Below are 22,162 nucleotides of genomic sequence, written 5' to 3' on the forward strand. Positions count from 1 at the left end.
TTTTTTTAAAAGTCTACATTAACTCCAATCACTAATGTTCTTGGTCTCGGATAGAAATTATTATCAATTCCTCCTGAAATTTCAGGATCTATACCGTCATAATCAGTAACTATCAAAGCATTTTGTAAAGATCCGTATACTCTGAAATTCGTATTTTTTGATACACTATCAAAATTATAACCTAAGGTGATATTATCAATTCTGAAAAATGAGGCTTCTTGAACATAATAATCACTCAGCAAGTTTTGTTCAGTAATGTTGTTAAAACCAGTGTTGAAATAATCAGAATGTAAGTTAGAAAGGATTTGATTATCGGTAGCTCGTCTTCGGTAGCCATTGGCAGATGCTACGTTATCGTAGGCATAATTTCCAAGACTTGCTCTGGATTGAACCGATAAATCCCAATTCTTATAACTTAAATTAGTGTTGAATCCCATCAAAATATCTCCATAAGGATCTTCCTTTATGTATCTATCATCATTATTAATGATTCCATCATTGTTTCTGTCCACGAAAACGCCTTCTATAGGACTACCACTAGCATCGTAAACCTGTTCGTAAACGTAAAAACTAAACGGCGTTTCACCTTCCTGATGTATCTGAACTGTGTTGCCTGTTCCACCGCTTATACCCCCTACATTTTGTAAATCCGGAAGCCTTGTGATCTCGTTATCATTTAATGAAATATTGTAGTTGATATTCCATTCAAAATTATCGGTTTCTATGGGCTTTAAGTTTAAGGTGAATTCTAAACCTCTATTTACCATATCACCAATATTCGCATCGATTCGGTTACCAAAATTGGTAAATGGATCTACAAGTGTAAATGCTATCAAATCCTTAGTTTCACGCCTGTAGGCATTTATCGATCCAGATACTCTATTGTCTAACATAGCGTAGTCAAGACCTAAATTAATTGTAGAACCAACTTCCCATTTTAAATTTGGATTCACTGGCTCTGGTCTAAAGGTTTGTAAAAAGGCATTCCCAAACTGATAATTTGCGGTTTGCTGACTGGAAACATAACGCGTTAAAAAGCGATAATCACCTAAACCATTTACATTTCCGACTTCACCATAACCGGCTCTAAGCTTTAATTGATTAAACAAACTAGAATCCTCTAGAAAGTCTTCATTGTGTATATTCCAGGCTGCCGAAAATGAAGGGAAATACCCCCAGCGATCGTCTGGATTCAATTTTGAGGAAGCATCAGCTCTTAAGGTAGCTGTTACTAAATATCTTTTGTCAAAATTATAATTGAAACGACCGAAATAGGATAGCAGTACACTTTTAGATTTATCTATAAATTCAGATTCCAGCCCCTGTTCTTCTCTCTCACTATCATAGCTAAAGTTATCAAATTCAAATTCCTGGTAGGAGTAACCAGCTGTAGCATCAATAGTGTGCTTATCACTTAAAGTGGCGTTGTAGTTAAGGTAAGCATCAAATAATTTATTGGTTTGAGTCTGGCTAAATTCTGTTCTAGCTCCGGTTTGGAGTCCGGTACCCGGAGCATCCGTTGTAGGAATATCACTTGATGTAATTCGTCTACCATTACTATTAGATTCGTCAAAAGCAACGTTTACTGTAGCTGTGAGCTCATCCGTTAAGCTATAGTCTGCTTTTAAATTAGTAATTATTCGTCTAACCTCAGAAGTGTCATCAATCAGGTCTAATAGAGCAACTGGGTTTGTTGTTGCTAAACCGCGCTGACGGTCACCATCTAACCATGTATAATAGCCTGCAAAGGGTGAGTTTTCGTCATATACGGGTTGTGTTGGATCGAATGCGACTGCCGCACCAATAGCGCCACGATCTGCAAATGTATTCTCAACATAAGAACCTCTGGCATTAAAGGTTAAGGTTAATTTGTCATTTAAAAATGTAGGTGTTAGGTTTAAAGCACCTGTAATTCTTGAGAAATTGTCTCCTTTTAAAATACCATTTTGATCTGAATAGCCCAAAGAAACACGCATTGGTACACCATAGGCATTACCTAAGGCACTAGTGTTAAATTCGCCACCAACCACTCGGTCAGCATAAATTTGATCTTGCCAGTCTGTGTTAGCATCTCCTAATCTTGCTATTTGATCCTCAGTTCCAGTAGTTTGAACTAAGTTTCTGAATTCTGAAGCGCCCAATACATCAATGGTTTTAATTGTGTTTCTAATTGTTCTGTTAAATGACGTATTGAAGCGAAACTCATTGGTGTCTTTCCCTTTTTTTGTTGTGATTTGGATAACACCATTGGCAGCACGCGACCCATAAATAGCTGTTGCGGATGCGTCTTTAAGAACGGTTATGCTGGCAATATCATTTGGATTGATAATATTAAGTGGATTTCGAGATCCGCCAACACCACCATTATCTATCGGAACACCATCAATGACATATAATGGATCGCTCGCTAAAGACAACGAGCCTAAGCCTCTGATTGTGATGCTCTGACCGTCTCCTGGAGAACCAGATGCAGATGTGACGTTTACTCCGGCAATTTTACCAGTAATTAATTCCTGTGCTGAATTAATTGGTCCTTTATTGAAGTCCTTTGAATTTACTAAATCTACTGCTCCAGTCAAATCTTCTTTTTTAGCAGTACCGTAACCGACGACAACGACTTCACTTAAGGCTTCGGAATCTACGACAAGACTAACATCGATAGTAGTAGTGTTACCGTTAAATTTTACTTCTTGTGTTCTATAGCCTAGATAACTGAAAGCTAAGGTTTGACCCTTTTCTAGAACGATTGAGTAATTTCCATCAAAATCGGTTGTTGTTCCTTTTGTAGTATTTTTTACTGTGATATTAACACCTGGTACTGGAATACCGGAATTGTCGACTACAGTTCCACTTACAGTGGATTGGGCAAAAACACTAATAGGCAAAAGCATAAGCAACAGACCTAAGAGTTTAATTGTACGCATAGAGTATTTTTTTGTGTTAGTATTAGGTTATATTTTCACTTCCGATGTTAAAACTAAATAAACAAATTTCAACTGCCTTAATTATCTTACAACTACAACGATTTCGTGTTGATAACTTTTATTTTTTTAATTTTAAGTGGTAATTATTGAAGAATTCTTTATTTTGTATTCATAAAATTAGATTTTCAAAAATGAAGCAAAAACCAACTTTAAAAGTTATTGCAAAAGAACTCGATGTTTCTGTGTCTACAGTGTCAAAAGCTTTGAGAGATAGCAAGGAAATAGGAGAGGAGACCAAAAATAAGGTTAAGGCATTTGCAAAGCTTTATAATTACAAACCCAATAATATTGCCCTGAGTTTAAAAAACAAGAAAACCAAAACTCTAGGAGTTATCATACCAGAAATCGTTCATCATTTTTTTACCACTGTGATTTCGGGTATAGAAAATTATGCAAACGAAAAAGGCTATAATGTAATTGTTGGTTTATCCAATGAATCTTTCAAAAAAGAAGTGATTAACCTTGAGATGTTAGCCAACGGAAGTATAGACGGTTTTATCATTTCAGTGGCAAAAGAAACCCTATCTGCAAAAGACTACCATCATTTGTACGAAACCATTGACCAGGGTATACCAATTGTTATGTTTGATAGAGTTATCGATGAAATTGAATGTGATAAAGTGATTGTTGATGACATAAAAACTTCAGAAAAAGCTGTTCAAAAGCTTTTAAATAGTGGTTGTAAACATATCGGAATCATCAGCACCAAAGATTATGTGAGTGTTGGACGACTTAGAACTGAAGGATATATAAACGCCTTAAAATCAAATGGCATTGATGTCGATAAAAATTTAATACTAAAAATCGATGATAAATTTAATTCTGATGATAATTTAGAATTTCTTGAACAACAAATCTTTGACTATTTTGAAAGCAATGATGTAGATGGTCTTTTTGCTGTAAATGAACTTTATGCCATCACTGCGATGAAAGTAGCAAGACAGAAAGGATTAAGTATTCCAAATGATCTTCAAATCATAGGGTTTACAGATGGTGTGTTGTCTAAACACGCTTTTCCACCACTGACTACAATAAGCCAGCATGGCTTTGAAATGGGTGAAGAAGCAGCAAAATTACTGATTGAAAGGCTAGAGAACACAGACGATGATGAAGAAGCTTTTAAAACTACTGTTGTAAAAACGGATATCATTGAGAGAGAAACTACAAAATTGTAGAACATAAAAATTTAAATATATTTGCAATTAACAAGGCTATATTTTTACTTCCAATAGATAGGCTTTGTTACACATAAAGTTTATCGTTTTAATTTAAAATTAAACGATATGCAAAAGCGAAAGCTAAGTTTTTGGGAAATCTGGAACATGAGTTTCGGGTTTCTTGGCATTCAATTTGGATTTGCTCTTCAAAACGCAAACACTTCCAGAATTTTTGAAACTCTTGGTGCCGATGTTGAAGACATCCCTATATTATGGATAGCTGCCCCGGTTACAGGATTGGTCGTGCAACCCATCATTGGTTATTTTAGTGATAAGACCTGGACCAGACTAGGTCGAAGGAAACCTTATTTTTTGGTAGGAGCAATCTTAGCTTCAATTGCTTTATTCTTTATGCCAAATTCACCTGAGCTATGGGTAGCTGCCGGAATGCTCTGGATCATGGATGCTTCTATCAACGTTTCTATGGAACCTTTCAGAGCTTTTGTAGGAGATAATTTACCCGAAGAACAGCGGACCCTTGGCTTTTCAATGCAAAGTTTTTTTATCGGTATCGGAGCAGTAGTGGGATCTGCTTTACCTTACGTACTTACAAATTGGATTGGAATCGATAATACAGCTCCTGCCGGCGAAATCCCCGACTCCGTAAAATGGTCGTTTTATGTAGGTGGCGTTATTTTCTTTTTGGCTGTCCTGTGGACGGTGCTATTCTCAAAAGAATACTCACCCGAAGAATTAGAGGCATTTGAAGAAAATCGCGATGCACAGAAAGTAGAACCTAAAACAGAAAAGGAAATCAATCAAAATATTTCAACTCAGAAAAAGTCGGGTTGGATAATGATTTTAATTGGAACATTGGTTTCTTATTTAATTTATACTAACGGACTTACGAAAGAGCTCTATATTTTATTTATAGGTCTTATTTTTGTAGGCGTTTTATTCTTAATAGTATCTGAGTTAAGAAAAAAACGAATAACTAATGGGTTTACCATTATAGTGTCAGATCTTTTGAACATGCCAAAAACCATGAAGCAGTTGGCCTGGGTTCAGTTTTTCTCATGGTTTGCCTTATTTTCCATGTGGATTTATACGACTCAGGCCGTTACCGGGCATGTGTTTGATACTCGTGATACCACTTCACAACTGTACAATGATGCAGCAGACTGGGTAACGGTAATGTTTACTGTTTACAATGGTGTTGCTGCTTTAGTTGCCTTCGCATTACCGGTATTAGCAAAGCGAACAAGCAATAAGTTTACACATATGTTTGCTCTCACTTTAGGTGGCATCGGATTGATTTCTATCTACTTTGTAACGACCAAACTTGGACTTATCTTAAGTATGGTAGGAGTAGGTATTGCATGGGCTTCAATTTTATCCATTCCGTATGCTATGCTTTCCGGATCCCTGCCGTCTTCCAAAATGGGATACTTTATGGGGGTTTTCAATTTTTTTATTGTGATTCCACAAATTGTAGCTTCCACCATACTAGGGTTTATAGTTTCCAATTTATTTGAAAACCAACCTGTTTATGCTCTCATTATTGGTGGCTTTGCAATGATTGCTGCCGGAGTATTCACCCTAAATGTAAAAACTAACCCTAGACTAAATAAAGAATAAATCATGACAAAAGCATTTATATTCGATCTTGACGGTGTCATCGTGGATACCGCAAAATTTCATTTTTTAGCCTGGAAAAACCTAGCTGAAGCTTTAGATATCTCTTTTTCTGAAGAAGAGAATGAACAGCTTAAAGGGGTTTCTAGGTTTAATTCACTTCAGAAAATATTGGAATGGGGCCACAAAAACATTTCAAAAGAAGAGTTCAATAGACTGATGGAAAAAAAAAATGAAGAGTATTTGTCTTTTGTAGACCAGATGTCTAAAGATGACATTCTACCAGGTGTTTTGGAAACACTGAATTATTTGAAAGAAAACAATTATCCCATAGCTCTTGGCTCTGCCAGTAAAAACGCCAGACGCATTTTAAACAAGCTAGGGCTCAATTCTTATTTTGACCATATCGTTGATGGTAACGAAGTTTCCAAAGCAAAACCAGACCCTGAAGTATTTCTGAAAGGATGTAAGCTTTTGGGTGTTGCCCCCCAGCAAGCTATAGTTTTTGAAGATTCTCAGGCGGGAATTAAGGCGGCAAATACAGCTCATATGATTAGTGTCGGTATAGGTGACAAATCTGTGCTTGGAGAAGCTGACTTTAACTTTGAGGGGTTCTCAGAAATCAATGAGAAAACCTTAAAGACCCTAATCAATTTCAAGAAATAAAAAATAAAAATTATAACAATGAATCAAGATTACATTACACCAAACCCTTGGTCAATTATAGAAGACGGCTTCGACGTAAATCGCGTTCAATCTTCAGAAAGCTTATTCAGTATAGGCAATGGCTCTATGGGTCAGCGCGCCAATTTTGAGGAAACCTATTCAGGACCCAGTTTTCAGGGAAGTTATATCGGAGGCGTGTTTTATCCAGACAAGACCAGAGTGGGTTGGTGGAAAAACGGCTATCCCGAATATTTTGCAAAAGTGCTAAATGCACCGAACTGGATAGGAATCAATGTGGTAATCAATGATGAAGTACTTGATTTATTTAGCTGTAAAAAGGTTGAAAACTTTAAACGTGAGCTCAATATGCAGGAAGGCTGGCTTGGAAGAAGTTTTGAAGCGACTTTACAAAATGGAACAAGCATCAAGGTAGAGGTAAAACGATTTTTAAGCTTAGCCCATGAAGAATTAGGGGTGATAGATTACAACATCACGCCAGTAAATTCTGATGCTAAAATTACTTTCATACCTTATTTGGATTCAGGCATCACCAATCAGGATACGAATTGGGAAGATCAGTTTTGGGATACCACCAATAAGGACGTTAACGAATCTCAGGGTTTTATTGAATGCCATACGTTGAAAACATTCTATCACGTATGTACTTATATGGAGACACATTTATTTCTGAATGGGAATAAATCAGAAACCAAAGGAAAGCCACTTCAGAAAGAAATGGAAGTTTCCATTTCATTTGAAGAGCATGTGGCGAAAGGAAATACGCTGAGCCTTCAGAAATTCGCTGGATACACGACTTCTTTGAATCACGATAAACCTGAATTGATTTCAGCAGCAAAATCAGTCTTAAAAAAAGCAACTTCAGAAGGATTTGAAGGTCTTTTAAATACACAAAAACAAGCCTGGAATGAGATTTGGAAAATGAGCGATATCTCTATTGAAGGGGATGTAAAAGCACAACAGGGCATACGTTTCAATATTTTTCAACTGAATCAAACCTATACAGGAACAGATCATAGATTAAATATCGGGCCAAAAGGCTTCACCGGCGAAAAATACGGGGGGAGTACCTATTGGGATACAGAAGCCTATTGTATTCCTTTTTATATGGCGACAAAAGACCAGGAGGTGGCTAGAAACCTGTTGAAATACCGTTACAATCACTTGAGCAAAGCCATTGAGAATGCTGAAAAGCTTGGATTTACCAATGGCGCTGCTTTGTATCCTATGGTGACCATGAATGGAGAAGAATCTCATAATGAATGGGAAATCACCTTCGAAGAAATCCACAGAAACGGCGCTATAGCTTATGCTATTTTCAATTATCACCGGTATACAGGTGACTATTCTTATATCCCGGAAATGGGACTTGAAGTACTCATCGCTATTGCCAGGTTCTGGCAGCAGCGGGCGACCTTTTCAACTCAAAAAGATAAATATGTTATTCTTGGCGTTACTGGTCCAAATGAATACGAAAACAACGTCAACAATAATTTTTACACCAATTATATTGCTAAATGGTGTATCGATTTTGCTGTAAAAAACCTCAAAAAGGTGGAGAAAGAATATGCAGAGGATTATGCGCGAATCATTCAAAAGACCAAACTCACCAATACAGAGATGGATGCGATGATAAATGTCGCCGACAATCTTTATTTTCCTTATTCTGAAGAGTACGGGGTTTACCTTCAGCAAGATGGATTTTTGGATAAAGAAATGGTGAAAGTGGACGATTTGGATCAAAAACTACGACCTATCAACCAACATTGGTCCTGGGATAGAATTTTGCGTTCACCTTACATCAAACAAGCCGACACACTTCAAGGTTTTTACTTTTTTGAGCATCATTTCAAAAAAGAAGATATCGAGAAGCATTTTGACTTCTACGAGCCGTTTACCGTTCACGAATCTTCACTTTCTCCCTGTGTACATAGCATACAGGCTGCATTGTTGGATAGAATGGAACAGGCCTATGAGTTTTACTTGAGAACCTCTCGTTTGGATCTCGATGATTACAATAAAGAGGTAAAAGAAGGCTGCCATATCACCAGTATGGCTGGAACCTGGATGAGTATTGTAGAGGGTTTTGGCGGAATGCGGGTTAAAAATGACCAATTGCATTTTGCTCCAAAAATCCCTAAAGAATGGACATTCTACTCTTTCAAAGTGAATTTTAGAAAGCATATTTTGAAAGTTGAAATTAGTCATGAGACTACCAATTTCAGCTTAGAGAAAGGTGAAAAACTCCAAATTATTGTCAACGGAGAACCTGTTGAAGTTAAATAAAAATAAAAGTGATATGAAAAATATACTTGCTCTTGTTGGGCTAATCGTAATGACCATAAATTCATATGGCCAAAATTTAAGCTCACCCAATTCTGAGCTTGATCTTAATTTTAAACTTATAAAAAATGGAACACCAGTCTATACGTTAAGCTATAAAGGTAAAAAAGTGATTGCTCAAAGTAAATTAGGCCTGGAGTTAGTAAATGATGATAAATCATTGTTAGATGGATTTGAGTTGAAAGATGTATCAAATTCTTCTTTTGATGACACCTGGTCACCGGTTTGGGGTGAGCAATCTAGTATCAGAAATCATTATAATGAAATGGCGGTAACACTGGAACAGCCAGAAAAAGATCGACATATCGTCATTCGTTTTCGTCTTTTTGATGAAGGTCTTGGATTTAGATATGAGTTTCCACAGCAAGATAACCTGGTGTATTTTGTTATTAAAGAAGAACACACCGAATTTGCTATGACAGGTGACCACACTGCGTTTTGGATTCCGGGGGATTATGATTCTCAGGAGTACGATTATACCACCTCAAAGCTTTCAGAAATCAATGAATTGTTTGAGGATGCTTATGTGAATAACGCCTCCCAAGAGTCATTTTCCAAAACTGGAGTGCAAACCTCATTAATGATGAAAACCGATAAGGGCTTGTACATCAATTTGCACGAAGCAGCGTTAAAAGAGTACTCCTTGATGAATCTGAATCTAGATGAATCTACTCTGACGTTCAAGTCCTGGTTAACGCCAGATGCTATTGGAAATAAAGGCTATTTACAAGCCCCAGCTGTTTCTCCCTGGAGAACCATCATGGTAACCGATGATGCTACAGAAATTCTAGCGTCCAGCATGAGTTTAAATCTAAACGAACCCAATAAAATCGAAGACACCTCTTGGATAAAACCTATCAAATATATGGGCGTATGGTGGGAAATGATTACTGGAAAAAGCAGCTGGAACTACACCGATGAACTCCCTTCTGTAAAACTTGGAGAAACCGATTATTCCAAAACCACACCTAACGGAAAGCATGCGGCGAATACAGAACACGTCAAAGAATATATTGATTTTGCTTCTAAGCATGGTTTCGATGCACTGCTGGTTGAAGGCTGGAATGAAGGCTGGGAAGACTGGTTTGGTAAATCTAAAGACTATGTGTTTGATTTTGTAACCCCATATCCTGACTTCGACGTTGAGGAAATTCAGGAGTATGCCGCTTCAAAAGATATTGAAATGATGATGCATCATGAAACTTCAGGGGCAATCAGAAATTATGAGCGTCATATGGATACGGCTTACCAGTTTATGAACAAATACGGTTATACCTCTGTAAAAAGTGGGTATGTAGGGGATATTATCCCAAGAGGAGAGCATCACTACGGGCAATGGGCGATTAATCATTATTTGTATGCAGTTAAAAAGGCGGCAGATTATAAAATCATGGTCAATGCTCACGAAGCTGTTAGACCCACCGGACTACGTAGAACTTACCCAAATTTGATTGGAAATGAATCGGCAAGAGGAACAGAGTATCAGGCTTTTGGTGGGTCAAAACCCAATCACGTCACTATTTTACCATTTACAAGGTTAATTGGCGGACCTATGGACTATACCCCTGGAATCTTTGAAATGGACATCAGTAAATTGAATCCGGACAATAATTCTCATGTGAACTCGACTATTGCCAATCAACTGGCATTATATGTGACGATGTACAGCCCGTTACAAATGGCAGCAGATTTACCAGTGAATTATGAACGTTTTTTGGATGCTTTCCAGTTTATAAAGGACGTTGCTTTAGATTGGGATGAAAGTCATTACCTGGAAGCAGAACCTGGGGAATATATCACTGTTGCTCGTAAAGCAAAGGATTCTTCCAGCTGGTTTGTTGGAAACGTCAATGGTACCACCCCTAGAAAAACCAAATTAAACCTAGACTTTTTAGAACAAGGTAAAACTTACGAAGCCACGATTTATGCAGATGCTAAAGACGCCCACTATAAAACCAATCCGCAAGCTTATAAGATTTCAACCAAAAAAGTAACCAGCAAATCCACTTTGAAATTGAAATCTGCTGAAGGTGGTGGTTTTGCAATAAGTATTATTGAAAAATAAAATCAAATTATGGAATTTAAAACTCAGTTATCGTTTTTAAAAGTTGTCTTTGGCTGTTTTTTTCTTCTGAACCTGTTTTCAGTTGACTTAAATGCTCAAGACCTTAGAGTTGAACCACCCAACTGGTGGGTGGGTATGGAGATGAATGACATTCAACTCATGGTCCATGCTCAGGATATTTCAACATATCAACCAGAATTAAAGTACGATGGTGTTGAAATTACTGAAGTCCACCAAGCCGACAGTCCTAATTATTTGTTTATAGACTTGCGTATTTCAAAAGAAACCGAAGCAGGCACTTTCGAGATTAAATTCAGAAAAAAGGGAACAAAACATCTAAGCTTTGACTTCTCATTAAATTCCAGAGAAAAACCAGCTGAAGATTATGTTGGTTTTAACCATGAGGATGTGGTGTATTTGATTACACCAGATCGTTTTGCGAATGGTGACCCAAAAAACGATGTGGTTGAAAGTTTGAAGGAGACCAGCGTCAATCGTGGAAACGATTATGCCAGACACGGTGGAGACATTCAGGGTATCATAGATCATTTGGATTACATTTCAGACATGGGATTTACCAGTATTTGGTCAAGTCCGTTACTCATCAATGACATGCCATCCTCTTCATATCATGGTTATGCGATCACTGATTTTTATGAAGTAGACCCGCGATTTGGAGATTTAGAATTGTATAAAGAGCTTTCTCAGAAAGCTTCAGATAAAGGAATTGGCTTAATCATGGACATGATAGCCAACCATTGCGGAAGCGGACACTGGTGGATGGATGATCTGCCATTTTCAGACTGGCTTAATTATCAAGACTTGTATGAAGAAGGAAAAGAGGTTCCCAATTCCAACCATAAGCGTTCGACAAATCAGGATCCGTATGCATCAAAATTGGATACTAAAATTATGCACGAAGGCTGGTTTGTACCAACCATGCCAGATTTGAATCAGGAGAATCCATTTTTAGCGAAATATATCATTCAGAACAGCATTTGGTGGGTGGAGACTTTGGGCTTACACGGCATCAGACAAGACACCTATCCTTATCCCAACAAAGCCTTTATGTCGGACTGGGCCGGAGCCATCATGAAAGAATATCCAAATTTCAATATAGTCGGCGAGGAGTGGACCACAGATCAATTGCTGGTAGGTTACTGGCAGCAAGGTCAAAACAACAGTGATGGTTATGAGTCCAATTTGCGTTCGGTCATGGATTTTCCTATGCAAATGAAAATTGTACAGGCGCTTAATGAAGGCAACGAAGGCTGGGGAAATGGACTGACTAAAATTTATGAAGGTTTGGCTAATGATTTTTATTATCCGAGGCCCAAGGATGTCATGATTTTCCCAGACAATCATGATATGGACAGAATTTTCACTCAGTTGAATGAAGATGTGGATAAAACTAAAATGGCGCTGGGGCTTATTTTAAGCTTACCAAGAACACCACAGATTTATTATGGAACTGAAATTTTGATGGAAAATTCAGACAAACGCGGTGATCATGGTTTGATACGAACCGATTTCCCGGGCGGATGGGAAGGAGATACTCAGAATGCCTTTACCGGAAAAAACTTAACTGATGCTCAGCTAGATTTTCAAGTGTTTCTGAAAGCCATTTTAAATTTTAGAATGACATCAGAAGCTATTCTGGAAGGAGAAATGCTTCACTTTGCACCTTTTGACGGAATTTATCCTGTTTTCAGAATTCATGAAGACGAAATTGTTGCAGTTTTTCTTAATACTGATGAGGAAACCAAAACAGTAGATTTATCCAGATTTGAAGAATTAAATTTAGACGGTAAGCGATTCAAAAATGTGATAGAAGGTTCACGTTTTAGCTGGGATAAAGAACTTCAGTTAAAGCCTGGGTTTACACTATACAGTACCCGGGAATAATTGAATGCTTATTAATTCAAAAGAATTACTTATAAAATAATTAGATATAAATTGAAAATACTATGAGAACTATAAAATTTTTAAGCCTTGTAATGGGTGTATTCCTTTTGGTTACAGCCTGTAACCAAAAATCAGGAGAAAATAAAGAAGACACTACTGGTAATATTGAACCTATTACCAATGAAGTTTTAGAATCTTCCGTGATTTACGAAGCAAACATCCGTCAGTATTCCCCAGAAGGAACTTTTGATGCGTTTACCAAAGACATTCCAGAGCTTAAAAAGCTCGGTGTGAAAGTGATTTGGTTGATGCCGATTTATCCTATTTCTATGAAGAACAGAAAGGCAACTCCAGAGTTATCTATTGAAGATATCGAGGATCCAGAGGAAAAGAAGAAGTATTTGGGAAGTTATTACGCAATTTCAGATTACACAGCCATCAATCCGGAATTTGGAACCATAGAAGATTTTGATGAGCTAGTAGACACGGCGCATGATAACGGGATGTATGTGATTTTAGACTGGGTAGCCAACCATACAGGATGGGATCATAAATGGATTGAAGAGCATCCGGAATATTACCATAAAGACAAAGAAGGCAATGTGACAGATCCTATAAATCCAGATACAGGTGAATCCTGGGGTTGGACGGATGTAGCACATCTTAATTATGAAAATGATTCCTTGTGGACTGCTATGAAAGATGAGATGGTGTATTGGGTAAAAGAAAAAAATATAGATGGCTTTAGAGCCGATGTAGCTGGTAATGTGACTACAGAATTCTGGAACTATGTCGTACCCAAATTAAAAAAAGTAAAACCTGTTTTTATGTTAGCTGAAAGTGAAGATAAAGATTTGTTTTACGAAGCATTTGATATGGGCTATAACTGGGAAGGTCATCATCTTATGAATGAAATAGCCAAAGGTGAGATGGGTGTAAAAGAGTGGGATGCTTACATGGCAAAAATCGATACCACCTATCAAAAAGACGATTACCTGATGAATTTCATAACAAATCATGATGAAAACTCCTGGAATGGAACCGTAGAAGAACGCATGGGAGATGCCTCTGAAACCATGTTGGCTTTTACTTATGCCTTGCCTGGAATGCCCTTGATTTATAGTGGACAGGAATATGGGATGGATAAAAGACTTAAATTTTTCGAAAATGACAGCATCCCTAAAACAAAAGGAGAGTTTTGGGATGTGCATGTGAAATTAGGCGAACTTAAAAACACGAATTTAGCTTTGTACGGTGCTAAAGAAGCAGCTGCTTACAAACGACTTTCTACATCCAATGATGAAGAAATTATCGCATTCAAAAGGTCTAAAAATGATGAGGCTTTAATTTATTTAGCTAATTTCACCGATGAAGCCCAGGAATTTAAAACGTCTTTTTCAGGTAAATATAGAGACTTTATGACTTCTGAAGTTTTTGAATTAAAAACTGATCAAATACTCAATTTCAAGCCCTGGGAATACAAAGTTTTGTTAGTTCAGTGATTTTTGACCGTTTTTTTATAAAATTTTAATAATGTTTATCTATCGAAATCGTTTTAGTCCAAAACTTAATTAGTAATTATCTTATATTTAAAATATATTTGAAGTAATGAATAAGAAACTAAATAAAATCGCGGTTTTAACTTCCGGAGGAGATTCTCCCGGAATGAATGCAGCTATAAGAGCTGTTGTAAGAAATGCAGCATACTCAGGTCTGAAATGTGACGGTGTTTATCGAGGATTTCAAGGTTTAATTGAAAATGAGTTTGTTGAACTTGGTCCCAGAGATGTCAAAAACACGATTAACAGAGGAGGTACTTTCCTTAAATCTGCCCGTTCTAAAGATTTTATGATGAAAGAAGGTCGGGAACAGGCATTTAAAAATCTTAAGTCCAGAAATGTAGACGCCTTGGTGGTTATTGGTGGTGATGGTACGTTTACAGGAGCTTCCGTGTTCAGCAATGAATTTGATATGCCCATCATTGGAATTCCAGGTACCATAGATAATGATATCAATGGTACCGATTATACAATAGGCTATGATACTGCTTTAAATACAGTTGTAGAAGCTATAGATAAGATAAGAGACACGGCAAGTTCTCACGATCGCTTGTTCTTAGTTGAGGTGATGGGAAGAGATGCCGGTGATATCGCTTTAAACAGTGGTATTGGTGCTGGTGCCGAAGAGATACTTATCCCTGAAGAAAACTTAGGAATTGACAGGCTTATTGAGTCTTTAGATAAAAGCAGAAAAACTGGAAAAACGTCTAGTATTGTAGTGGTATCTGAAGGAGATCAAATCGGTAAAAACATCACTAAAGTTGCTGAGTCTATTCAAAAGAATCTTCCGGAATATGAAGTGAAAGTTACTGTTCTCGGACATATCCAGCGAGGAGGTTCTCCTAGTTGTTTTGATAGGGTTTTAGCAAGCAGATTAGGTGTAGGTGCAGTAGATGCCTTACTCGAAGGGAAATCTAATATCATGGTGGGCATAGAGCATAAAAAGATTGTGTATGTTCCATTTGAAACAGCGATTAACATAAAAAAAATATTGGATACAGATCTCATAAGAGTTGCTGATATTGTATCCACTTAATAACGAATAATTTTAAAATTAAATAATTATGACAAAGATAGGTATTAACGGTTTTGGCCGTATTGGTAGAATTGCTTTTAGAATAGCAATGGATAATAAAGACGTTGATGTTGTAGGTATCAACGATTTGCTAGATGTAGATCACTTGGCTTACATGCTCAAATACGATTCCGTTCACGGGAGATTCAGTAAGTCTGTTGAAGTAAAAGACGGAAATCTGGTAGTTGACGGAAAGTCAATCAGGATTACTGCCGAAAAAGATCCTAAGCAGTTAAAATGGAACGAAGTAGGAGCTGAGGTTGTTTTGGATTGTACAGGTATATTTAAAGAAAAAGATAATGCATCTGCACATATTGACGCAGGTGCTAAAAAAGTTGTGATTTCTGCACCTTCTAAAACTGCTCCAATGTTTGTGATGGGAGTTAATGAGAATGATGTGAAAGCTGAAGATACGGTTGTTTCTAACGCATCTTGTACAACTAACTGTCTTGCTCCAATGACAAAAGTCATCAACGATAACTTTGGAATTGTTGAAGGTCTTATGACTACAATTCATGCAGCAACTTCAACTCAATTTACAGTAGATTCTCCTTCTGCAAAAAATTACAGAATTGGCAGAAGTGCTATCAATAACATTATTCCAACGAGTACCGGTGCAGCTGTTGCTGTAGGTAAGGTGATCAAAGAAGTAGAAGGTAAATTGACAGGTATGGCTTTTAGAGTTCCTACAGCCAACGTATCTGTTGTAGATTTAACGGTGAGAACTGAAAAATCTGCTACGTATGAGGAAGTTAAAGCTGCTATGAAAGCTGCTGCTGATGGTCCAATGAAAGGTGTTTTAGCTTACTATGAAGATGAAGTTGTCTCTCAAGATTTTGTTTCAGAAGCAGCTACATCAAATTTTGATGCTAATGCTGGAATAGCTTTAAATGATAATTTCTTCAAGTTAGTAGCTTGGTATGATAACGAATACGGTTACTCTGCTAAACTTGTAGATTTAGCTTTACATATAGCTAAATTATAAATACAAATCAATTAAAAAAGCTTATTTCAACTGATGGAATAAGCTTTTTTTATTTTAATCTAAACTTTTTTATATGATTATCATAGCAGATGGCGGTTCAACAAAATGCGATTGGATTCTATTAAACGACAAAGGTGAAGTAGAATTAAAAACTAGAACTAAAGGGCTAAACCCTGCAGTTTTTAAACCAGAGACTTTAAAATCCCGCTTAGAAGAAAACGAAGACCTTAAAGAAATAATACCGAAAGTAACTCGGGTAGATTTTTATGGAGCTGGTTGTGGAACGCCAACGCCTGTAAAAAATCTTGAAATGATTTTAAATGATTTTTTTGAAGATGCTGAAATAAATGTAGATGAAGATATGGTAGCGGCAGCTCTTGCAGCTACAACAAAACCTGGAATTGTATGTATTTTAGGTACTGGATCTAATTCCTGCTTTTTTGATGGTAAAAAAGTTCATATGGAAGTTGAGTCGCTTGGTTATGTGTTGATGGATGAAGCCAGTGGAAACTATTTTGGAAAACGTCTTATTCGTGATTATTATTATAAATTTATGGGGGATGACATGAGTCGTGAATTTGCTAAACGTTACGATTTAGATGCTGACACTATCAAAAGAAAAGTATACAAAGAAGATAATCCCAATACGTATTTAGCTTCATTTGCTGAATTTATATTTACGTCTGAAGAAAGAAACGGATATTTTTATAAGTTGATTTATGAAGGTATAGAGAAGTTTATCGAGCGCCGAGTGATGTGTTACAAACAGGCGCAGAATGTACCTATCCACTTTATCGGTTCCATCGCTTTCTTTTCTGAAGATATCATAAGAGATGTTGCTAAACGCTACCATCTTGATATCGGAAACATTATAAGAAGACCAATTGATGGTCTAATAGAGCATTATAAACAAAACGTTTTAAAAGTATACTAAATGTCATTACAAAGCCTTTCGCCTATAAATTTCAAATCCTGGAAAGAACTCGAATCTCTTTCTAAAAAAGAATTCAATTTAAAATCCTTATTTGAATCTAATTCAAAACGCTTTGATGAGTTTTCAATTCAGAACAAAGACATTTTAGTAGATTTTTCTAAAAATCTACTCGATAAAGATGTTTTCGAGCAATTGATAAATCTTGCTGAAGAAGCTGATTTGAAAAATGCCATCCAAAGCTACTTTCAGGGTGATGTGATCAATGAGACTGAAGGAAGAGCAGTGTTGCATACAGCCTTGAGAACTTCTGAAAACAATTCAGCGAAAGTTGAAGGAAAAGACGTTTATGGCGACGTTCAATCTGTTTTGGATAAAATGAGAACCTTCGCAGATCAGGTTAACTCAGGAGAGCGAAACTCCTACACTGGGAAAAAATTTACAGATGTTGTAAATATTGGGATAGGGGGGTCAGATTTGGGACCGCAGATGATTGTAGATGCCTTAGCCTATTACCAAGAAGACATCAAACCTCATTTTATCTCAAACGTTGATGGCGACCATGTTTCTGAAACCTTAAAAGACCTCAATCCAGAAACTACTTTGTTTTTGATCGTGTCTAAATCGTTTAGTACTCAGGAAACCTTGACAAATGCCAACACTGTAAGGGATTGGTTTTTAAAAACGGCTACCAAAGCCGATGTCAAGCATAATTTTGTAGCTGTTTCTACCAATATTTCAGCAGTGGAAGATTTCGGTATCGATAAAGAGAACATATTTCCCATGTACGACTGGGTTGGAGGTCGCTTTTCTTTATGGAGTGCTGCTGGGCTTTCTATTGCTGTGAGTATAGGTTCTAAAAACTTCCAGGACTTATTGGATGGTGCTGAGGACATGGATAATCATTTCAAAACTTCAGAATTTGAAAATAATATGCCTGTTGTTCTTGCCTTACTTGGCATCTGGTATAATAATTTTCTTGGAGCAGAAAGTGAAGCTATCATTCCTTACACGCAATACCTTCAAAAATTAGCACCATACCTTCAGCAGGCATCCATGGAGAGCAATGGAAAAAGCGTTGACAGAGCTGGTGTTAAGGTGAACTACCAAACAGGAACTATCGTTTGGGGGGAGCCGGGTACCAATTCCCAACATGCCTTTTTTCAATTAATTCATCAGGGGACTAAGCTAATTCCTTTAGATTTTATAGGTTTTAAAAAGTCACTGCATGGCAATTTAAAACATCACGATATCCTGATGGCGAACTATTTTGCTCAAACAGAAGCCCTGATGAAAGGGAAGTCCAAAGAAGAGGTTCATAAAGAATTGGAAAACCAGGGCTTAAGTGTAGAAGAAATTCAGAAACTATTGCCTTTTAAGGTGTTCGAGGGAAATAAACCTACAACTTCTATTCTGATAGAAAAATTAGCCCCAAAATCCTTAGGAAAGTTGGTGGCCATGTATGAACATAAAATATTTGTACAAGGAGTGATTTGGAATATTTTCAGTTATGACCAGTGGGGTGTTGAACTAGGCAAGCAATTAGCCAAAGCCACGCTTAAAGACATTGAGTCCAATCAAATTGAGAATCAGCATGATTTATCAACGACTGAACTTCTTAAACACTATAAGTCTTAAGAATTAAATTTTATAAGAGCATCAAAATCCGAAATTTTCATTTCGGATTTTGTGTTTTAAGACTATTTTTAACTTTAATAGTCTCAAATTTCCTGTTTTTTATAACAATTAAATATAAAAAAGCATAATTTTAAATATCTAATATCTTGAAATTATGCTAGTTAAGGTTTTTGGAAGTTCGGTGTTTGGGGTGGATGCTGAAATTATCACCGTTGAAATCAATATGGAAAAGGGGATTGGTTATCATCTGGTTGGGTTACCAGACAATGCCATTCGTGAAAGCAGTTTTAGAATTCAGGCTGCCCTCAAGAACAATGGGTTTAAATTTCCTGGTAAGAAAATTATCGTCAACATGGCTCCGGCCGACATGCGTAAAGAAGGTTCTGCTTATGATTTAACGCTGGCATTAGGTATTCTTTCAGCATCTAATCAGATAAAATCCGAAGAGATTGATAAGTATATCATCATGGGTGAATTATCACTTGATGGAAGTTTACAGCCCATTAAAGGAGCATTGCCAATTGCTATTAAAGCTAAACAAGAAGGCTTTAAAGGCTTTATTTTACCTAAGCAGAATGCTAAGGAAGCTGCTATTGTGGATGATCTGGAAGTTTTTGGTGTTGAAGGCATCAGTGAGGTTATCAATTTTTTCGACAAAGGAGACGCTTTAGAGCCTACTCAAATCAATACCAGAGAGGTGTTTTATAATAACCTGGCCCACCCGGAATTTGATTTTGCAGACGTAAAAGGACAGGAATCCATCAAGCGCTGTATGGAAATCGCAGCTGCCGGAGGTCATAACATCATCATGGTTGGTCCGCCGGGTTCAGGCAAAACCATGTTAGCCAAACGTCTCCCAAGTATTTTACCGCCTATGAGTCTTCACGAAGCTTTGGAGACTACCAAAATTCATTCGGTGGTGGGCAGAGTTAAAGAAAATGTAGGGCTAATGGCAGAACGGCCTTTCAGGAGTCCTCATCATACCATTTCGGATGTGGCTTTAGTCGGTGGTGGGGCTTATCCGCAGCCTGGTGAAATTTCACTGGCTCATAATGGGATTTTGTTTTTGGATGAATTACCGGAATTCAAGAGAACGGTGTTAGAAGTAATGCGTCAGCCACTCGAGGATAGAGAAGTCACGATTTCCAGAGCGAAGTTTACCGTAACCTATCCCTCTAGTTTTATGCTTGTGGCAAGTATGAACCCAAGTCCTGGTGGGTATTTCAATGATCCAGATGCTCCAGTGACCTCTTCTCCTGCCGAGATGCAACGTTATTTGGGAAAAATCAGTGGGCCTTTGTTGGATAGAATCGATATTCATATTGAAGTGACTCCTGTGCCATTCGAAAAATTAAGCGATGAACGCAAAGGTGAAAGCAGTGTTGAAATAAGAGAACGTGTTACTAAAGCCAGGGAGTTCCAAACGGAGAGGTTTAAAGATTTTGAAAATGTGCATTATAACGCTCAAATGAACGTGAAGCACATCAAGCAGTTTTGTCAACTGGAAGAGTCTTCTAAAACTCTCTTAAAAACAGCTATGGAGAGGCTCAATTTATCGGCCAGAGCTTATGACAGGATTCTGAAAGTAGCAAGGACTATTGCCGACCTGGAAGCATCCTCAAAAATCACTGGGCCCCATATTTCTGAAGCTATTCAGTACCGAAGTTTGGATCGCGATGGCTGGCTGGGTTGATTTTACATAAGATTAAGCCTGTAAAGTTTCTAAAGTTCTCATCATTCCCTATATTTCGGTATGAATAAAACCATAGATATCAATTGTGATCTTGGAGAAGGAGGAAAGTTTGATGTTGATATTATGCCTTTAGTTTCTTCTTGCAATATAGCCTGTGGCGGTCATTTTGGTGATTATGAAACGGTAGAGCAAACGGTGAGATTAGCAAAATTACATAAAGTGAATGTTGGCGCACATCCGTCATACCCTGATTTTGAAAATTTCGGACGTTTATCTCTGGAAATATCTGCTACAGATTTAAAGCGACACTTGCACAGTCAGATCGACTTTGTTGAGAAAGCCTGCGATGCCAATACTGTAAAACTTCATCACATCAAACCTCATGGAGCTCTATACAACGATAAGCGTAAAAGTCAATCCATTGCAGATTTAATTTTGGAAGTTGTGAAAGAAAGAGGGCAGGAGCTGATTTTATTTTCGCCACCTCGAGTCAGGTTTACACTAGAGCTGCCAAAATCAATTACACTTTGGATGGAAGGTTTTGCAGATCGGGCTTATCAAAATGATTTAAGTCTGGTTTCCAGAAAAGAAAACGGAGCTGTTTTGCATAATCCAGAATTGATATCTGAGCGCGTTTTAGCTATGATTGAAAATCAAGAAGTTTTAACTTTATCTGGTGAAATAATCAGGCATGAATTTGATACCATTTGCGTGCATAGTGATACGCCAAATGCTTTAAAAATTTTGGAAGTTTTGAAATCCAGATTAACCAAAAAAGGAATCAAAATAGGACACAGACATGACCGATAAAACACGTATTTTCCATTTCAATACAACGTCAATACTGGTTGAATTTGATTCAGAAATCAACGATGAGCTCTTAGAATTCATTCTTAGTTTTAAAGAAAATTTAGTTGATCAAGATACTAAACAAATACTTCAGGTAGTAAATGCATTCAATTCATTATTAATTATTTACAGTTCAACTATAAATAATTTCTATGATGAAAAAAAGAAGCTTTTGCAACTCATTTCTGAAGTAAATCTAAGAAAAAAACCAGAGGCAGAGGTTAAGAAAATACCCGTATGTTATGAGAAAGATTTTGGTTGGGACCTGGAGTTGCTTTCAGAAGATTTAGGGCTTTCTATTTCTGAGATTATCAGGAAGCATACCCATGCTGTTTATACGGTTTACTTCATCGGATTTTTACCTGGTTTTCCCTATTTAGGAGGCCTGGATTCATCGCTTTATCACCGAAGAAAATCTCAACCCAGAAGACAAATTCCAGCTGGATCTGTAGGAATTGCCGACAGGCAAACTGGGATTTACCCTTTAGATTCTCCAGGTGGATGGCAAATAATAGGCAGGAGTCCACTTAGATTATTTAATAAGGAACACACAAAGCAATTGTGTTATTTACAAGCTGGAGATCAAATTCAATTTGAACCTATTTCCAAAAAAGAATACGAATCTCTTGACTCTCAATCAACAGCAAATACATGGTAAT

The 22,162-nt window shown here is 37.2% G+C and carries 15 protein-coding genes; 14 read left to right on the top strand and 1 reads right to left on the bottom strand.

Translation table 11 applies throughout. From position 1 onward, the window contains the following. Positions 1-5 precede the first annotated feature (5 nt). On the bottom strand, positions 6-2,924 hold the full coding sequence (locus LB450_RS01105) for a SusC/RagA family TonB-linked outer membrane protein (RefSeq protein WP_224485993.1): 2,919 nt from the start codon (positions 2,922-2,924) through the stop codon (positions 6-8). A 191-nt stretch (positions 2,925-3,115) separates the two neighbouring features. Here LB450_RS01105 and LB450_RS01110 point away from each other — a divergent pair, with 191 nt between their 5' ends. The 14 genes from LB450_RS01110 to pxpB all read left to right on the top strand — a co-directional run bounded on the left by LB450_RS01110 (position 3,116) and on the right by pxpB (position 22,161). Continuing rightward, positions 3,116-4,159 carry a LacI family DNA-binding transcriptional regulator gene (locus LB450_RS01110; RefSeq protein ID WP_224485994.1) on the top strand — a complete coding sequence of 348 codons (1,044 nt, stop codon included), beginning with the start codon at positions 3,116-3,118 and terminating at the stop codon, positions 4,157-4,159. Between the two features lie 108 nt (positions 4,160-4,267). Next, the gene (locus LB450_RS01115; protein ID WP_224485995.1) at positions 4,268-5,779 is read left to right on the top strand and encodes an MFS transporter; all 1,512 of its coding nucleotides are present in this window, start codon (positions 4,268-4,270) and stop codon (positions 5,777-5,779) included. A gap of 3 nt (positions 5,780-5,782) precedes the next feature. Then, positions 5,783-6,442 carry a beta-phosphoglucomutase gene (pgmB, locus tag LB450_RS01120; protein ID WP_224485996.1) on the top strand — a complete coding sequence of 220 codons (660 nt, stop codon included), beginning with the start codon at positions 5,783-5,785 and terminating at the stop codon, positions 6,440-6,442. A gap of 18 nt (positions 6,443-6,460) precedes the next feature. Beyond that, complete coding sequence (locus LB450_RS01125; protein ID WP_224485997.1) at positions 6,461-8,746, top strand: glycoside hydrolase family 65 protein; 2,286 nt, start codon at positions 6,461-6,463, stop codon at positions 8,744-8,746. Between the two features lie 13 nt (positions 8,747-8,759). After that, complete coding sequence (locus LB450_RS01130; protein WP_224485998.1) at positions 8,760-10,868, top strand: glycoside hydrolase family 97 protein; 2,109 nt, start codon at positions 8,760-8,762, stop codon at positions 10,866-10,868. A gap of 9 nt (positions 10,869-10,877) precedes the next feature. Further along, positions 10,878-12,773 carry a glycoside hydrolase family 13 protein gene (locus tag LB450_RS01135; RefSeq protein WP_224485999.1) on the top strand — a complete coding sequence of 632 codons (1,896 nt, stop codon included), beginning with the start codon at positions 10,878-10,880 and terminating at the stop codon, positions 12,771-12,773. A gap of 62 nt (positions 12,774-12,835) precedes the next feature. After that, entirely contained in the window at positions 12,836-14,275 is a 1,440-nt protein-coding gene (locus tag LB450_RS01140; RefSeq protein WP_224486000.1) for an alpha-amylase family glycosyl hydrolase, read from the top strand. A gap of 106 nt (positions 14,276-14,381) precedes the next feature. Beyond that, positions 14,382-15,368, top strand: coding sequence for a 6-phosphofructokinase (pfkA, locus tag LB450_RS01145; protein ID WP_224486001.1), 987 nt, complete (start codon positions 14,382-14,384; stop codon positions 15,366-15,368). Positions 15,369-15,396: 28 nt separating this feature from the next. After that, positions 15,397-16,392: a type I glyceraldehyde-3-phosphate dehydrogenase gene (gene gap, locus LB450_RS01150; RefSeq protein ID WP_224486002.1), complete on the top strand. Its 996-nt coding sequence runs from the start codon at positions 15,397-15,399 to the stop codon at positions 16,390-16,392. Between the two features lie 73 nt (positions 16,393-16,465). Beyond that, positions 16,466-17,326, top strand: a complete 861-nt coding sequence (locus LB450_RS01155; protein WP_224486003.1) for an N-acetylglucosamine kinase — start codon at positions 16,466-16,468, stop codon at positions 17,324-17,326. After that, positions 17,327-18,961, top strand: coding sequence for a glucose-6-phosphate isomerase (gene pgi, locus LB450_RS01160; protein ID WP_224486004.1), 1,635 nt, complete (start codon positions 17,327-17,329; stop codon positions 18,959-18,961). 154 nt (positions 18,962-19,115) lie between these two features. Continuing rightward, positions 19,116-20,654 (top strand): YifB family Mg chelatase-like AAA ATPase, encoded by a 1,539-nt coding sequence (locus tag LB450_RS01165; RefSeq protein ID WP_224486005.1) that lies wholly within the window; start codon positions 19,116-19,118, stop codon positions 20,652-20,654. Between the two features lie 60 nt (positions 20,655-20,714). Beyond that, positions 20,715-21,464, top strand: coding sequence for a 5-oxoprolinase subunit PxpA (gene pxpA, locus LB450_RS01170; protein WP_224486007.1), 750 nt, complete (start codon positions 20,715-20,717; stop codon positions 21,462-21,464). Next, a complete protein-coding gene (pxpB, locus tag LB450_RS01175; RefSeq protein WP_224486008.1) occupies positions 21,454-22,161 on the top strand; it encodes a 5-oxoprolinase subunit PxpB in 708 nt (235 codons plus the stop codon). The genes pxpA and pxpB overlap by 11 nt, the downstream gene beginning before the upstream one ends. The last annotated feature ends 1 nt before the right edge of the window (position 22,162 follow it).

This window comes from Psychroflexus curvus (assembly GCF_020164585.1).
Lineage (GTDB): Bacteria > Bacteroidota > Bacteroidia > Flavobacteriales > Flavobacteriaceae > Psychroflexus > Psychroflexus curvus.

Coding starts and splice junctions, on each gene's coding strand:
- pfkA (WP_224486001.1), top strand. CDS start 14,382: ATGAATAAGAAACTAAATAAAATCGCGGTTTTAACTTCCGGAGGAGAT.
- LB450_RS01135 (WP_224485999.1), top strand. CDS start 10,878: ATGGAATTTAAAACTCAGTTATCGTTTTTAAAAGTTGTCTTTGGCTGT.
- pxpB (WP_224486008.1), top strand. CDS start 21,454: ATGACCGATAAAACACGTATTTTCCATTTCAATACAACGTCAATACTG.
- pxpA (WP_224486007.1), top strand. CDS start 20,715: ATGAATAAAACCATAGATATCAATTGTGATCTTGGAGAAGGAGGAAAG.
- LB450_RS01165 (WP_224486005.1), top strand. CDS start 19,116: ATGCTAGTTAAGGTTTTTGGAAGTTCGGTGTTTGGGGTGGATGCTGAA.
- LB450_RS01125 (WP_224485997.1), top strand. CDS start 6,461: ATGAATCAAGATTACATTACACCAAACCCTTGGTCAATTATAGAAGAC.
- pgi (WP_224486004.1), top strand. CDS start 17,327: ATGTCATTACAAAGCCTTTCGCCTATAAATTTCAAATCCTGGAAAGAA.
- LB450_RS01140 (WP_224486000.1), top strand. CDS start 12,836: ATGAGAACTATAAAATTTTTAAGCCTTGTAATGGGTGTATTCCTTTTG.
- gap (WP_224486002.1), top strand. CDS start 15,397: ATGACAAAGATAGGTATTAACGGTTTTGGCCGTATTGGTAGAATTGCT.
- LB450_RS01130 (WP_224485998.1), top strand. CDS start 8,760: ATGAAAAATATACTTGCTCTTGTTGGGCTAATCGTAATGACCATAAAT.
- pgmB (WP_224485996.1), top strand. CDS start 5,783: ATGACAAAAGCATTTATATTCGATCTTGACGGTGTCATCGTGGATACC.
- LB450_RS01105 (WP_224485993.1), bottom strand. CDS start 2,924: ATGCGTACAATTAAACTCTTAGGTCTGTTGCTTATGCTTTTGCCTATT.
- LB450_RS01115 (WP_224485995.1), top strand. CDS start 4,268: ATGCAAAAGCGAAAGCTAAGTTTTTGGGAAATCTGGAACATGAGTTTC.
- LB450_RS01110 (WP_224485994.1), top strand. CDS start 3,116: ATGAAGCAAAAACCAACTTTAAAAGTTATTGCAAAAGAACTCGATGTT.
- LB450_RS01155 (WP_224486003.1), top strand. CDS start 16,466: ATGATTATCATAGCAGATGGCGGTTCAACAAAATGCGATTGGATTCTA.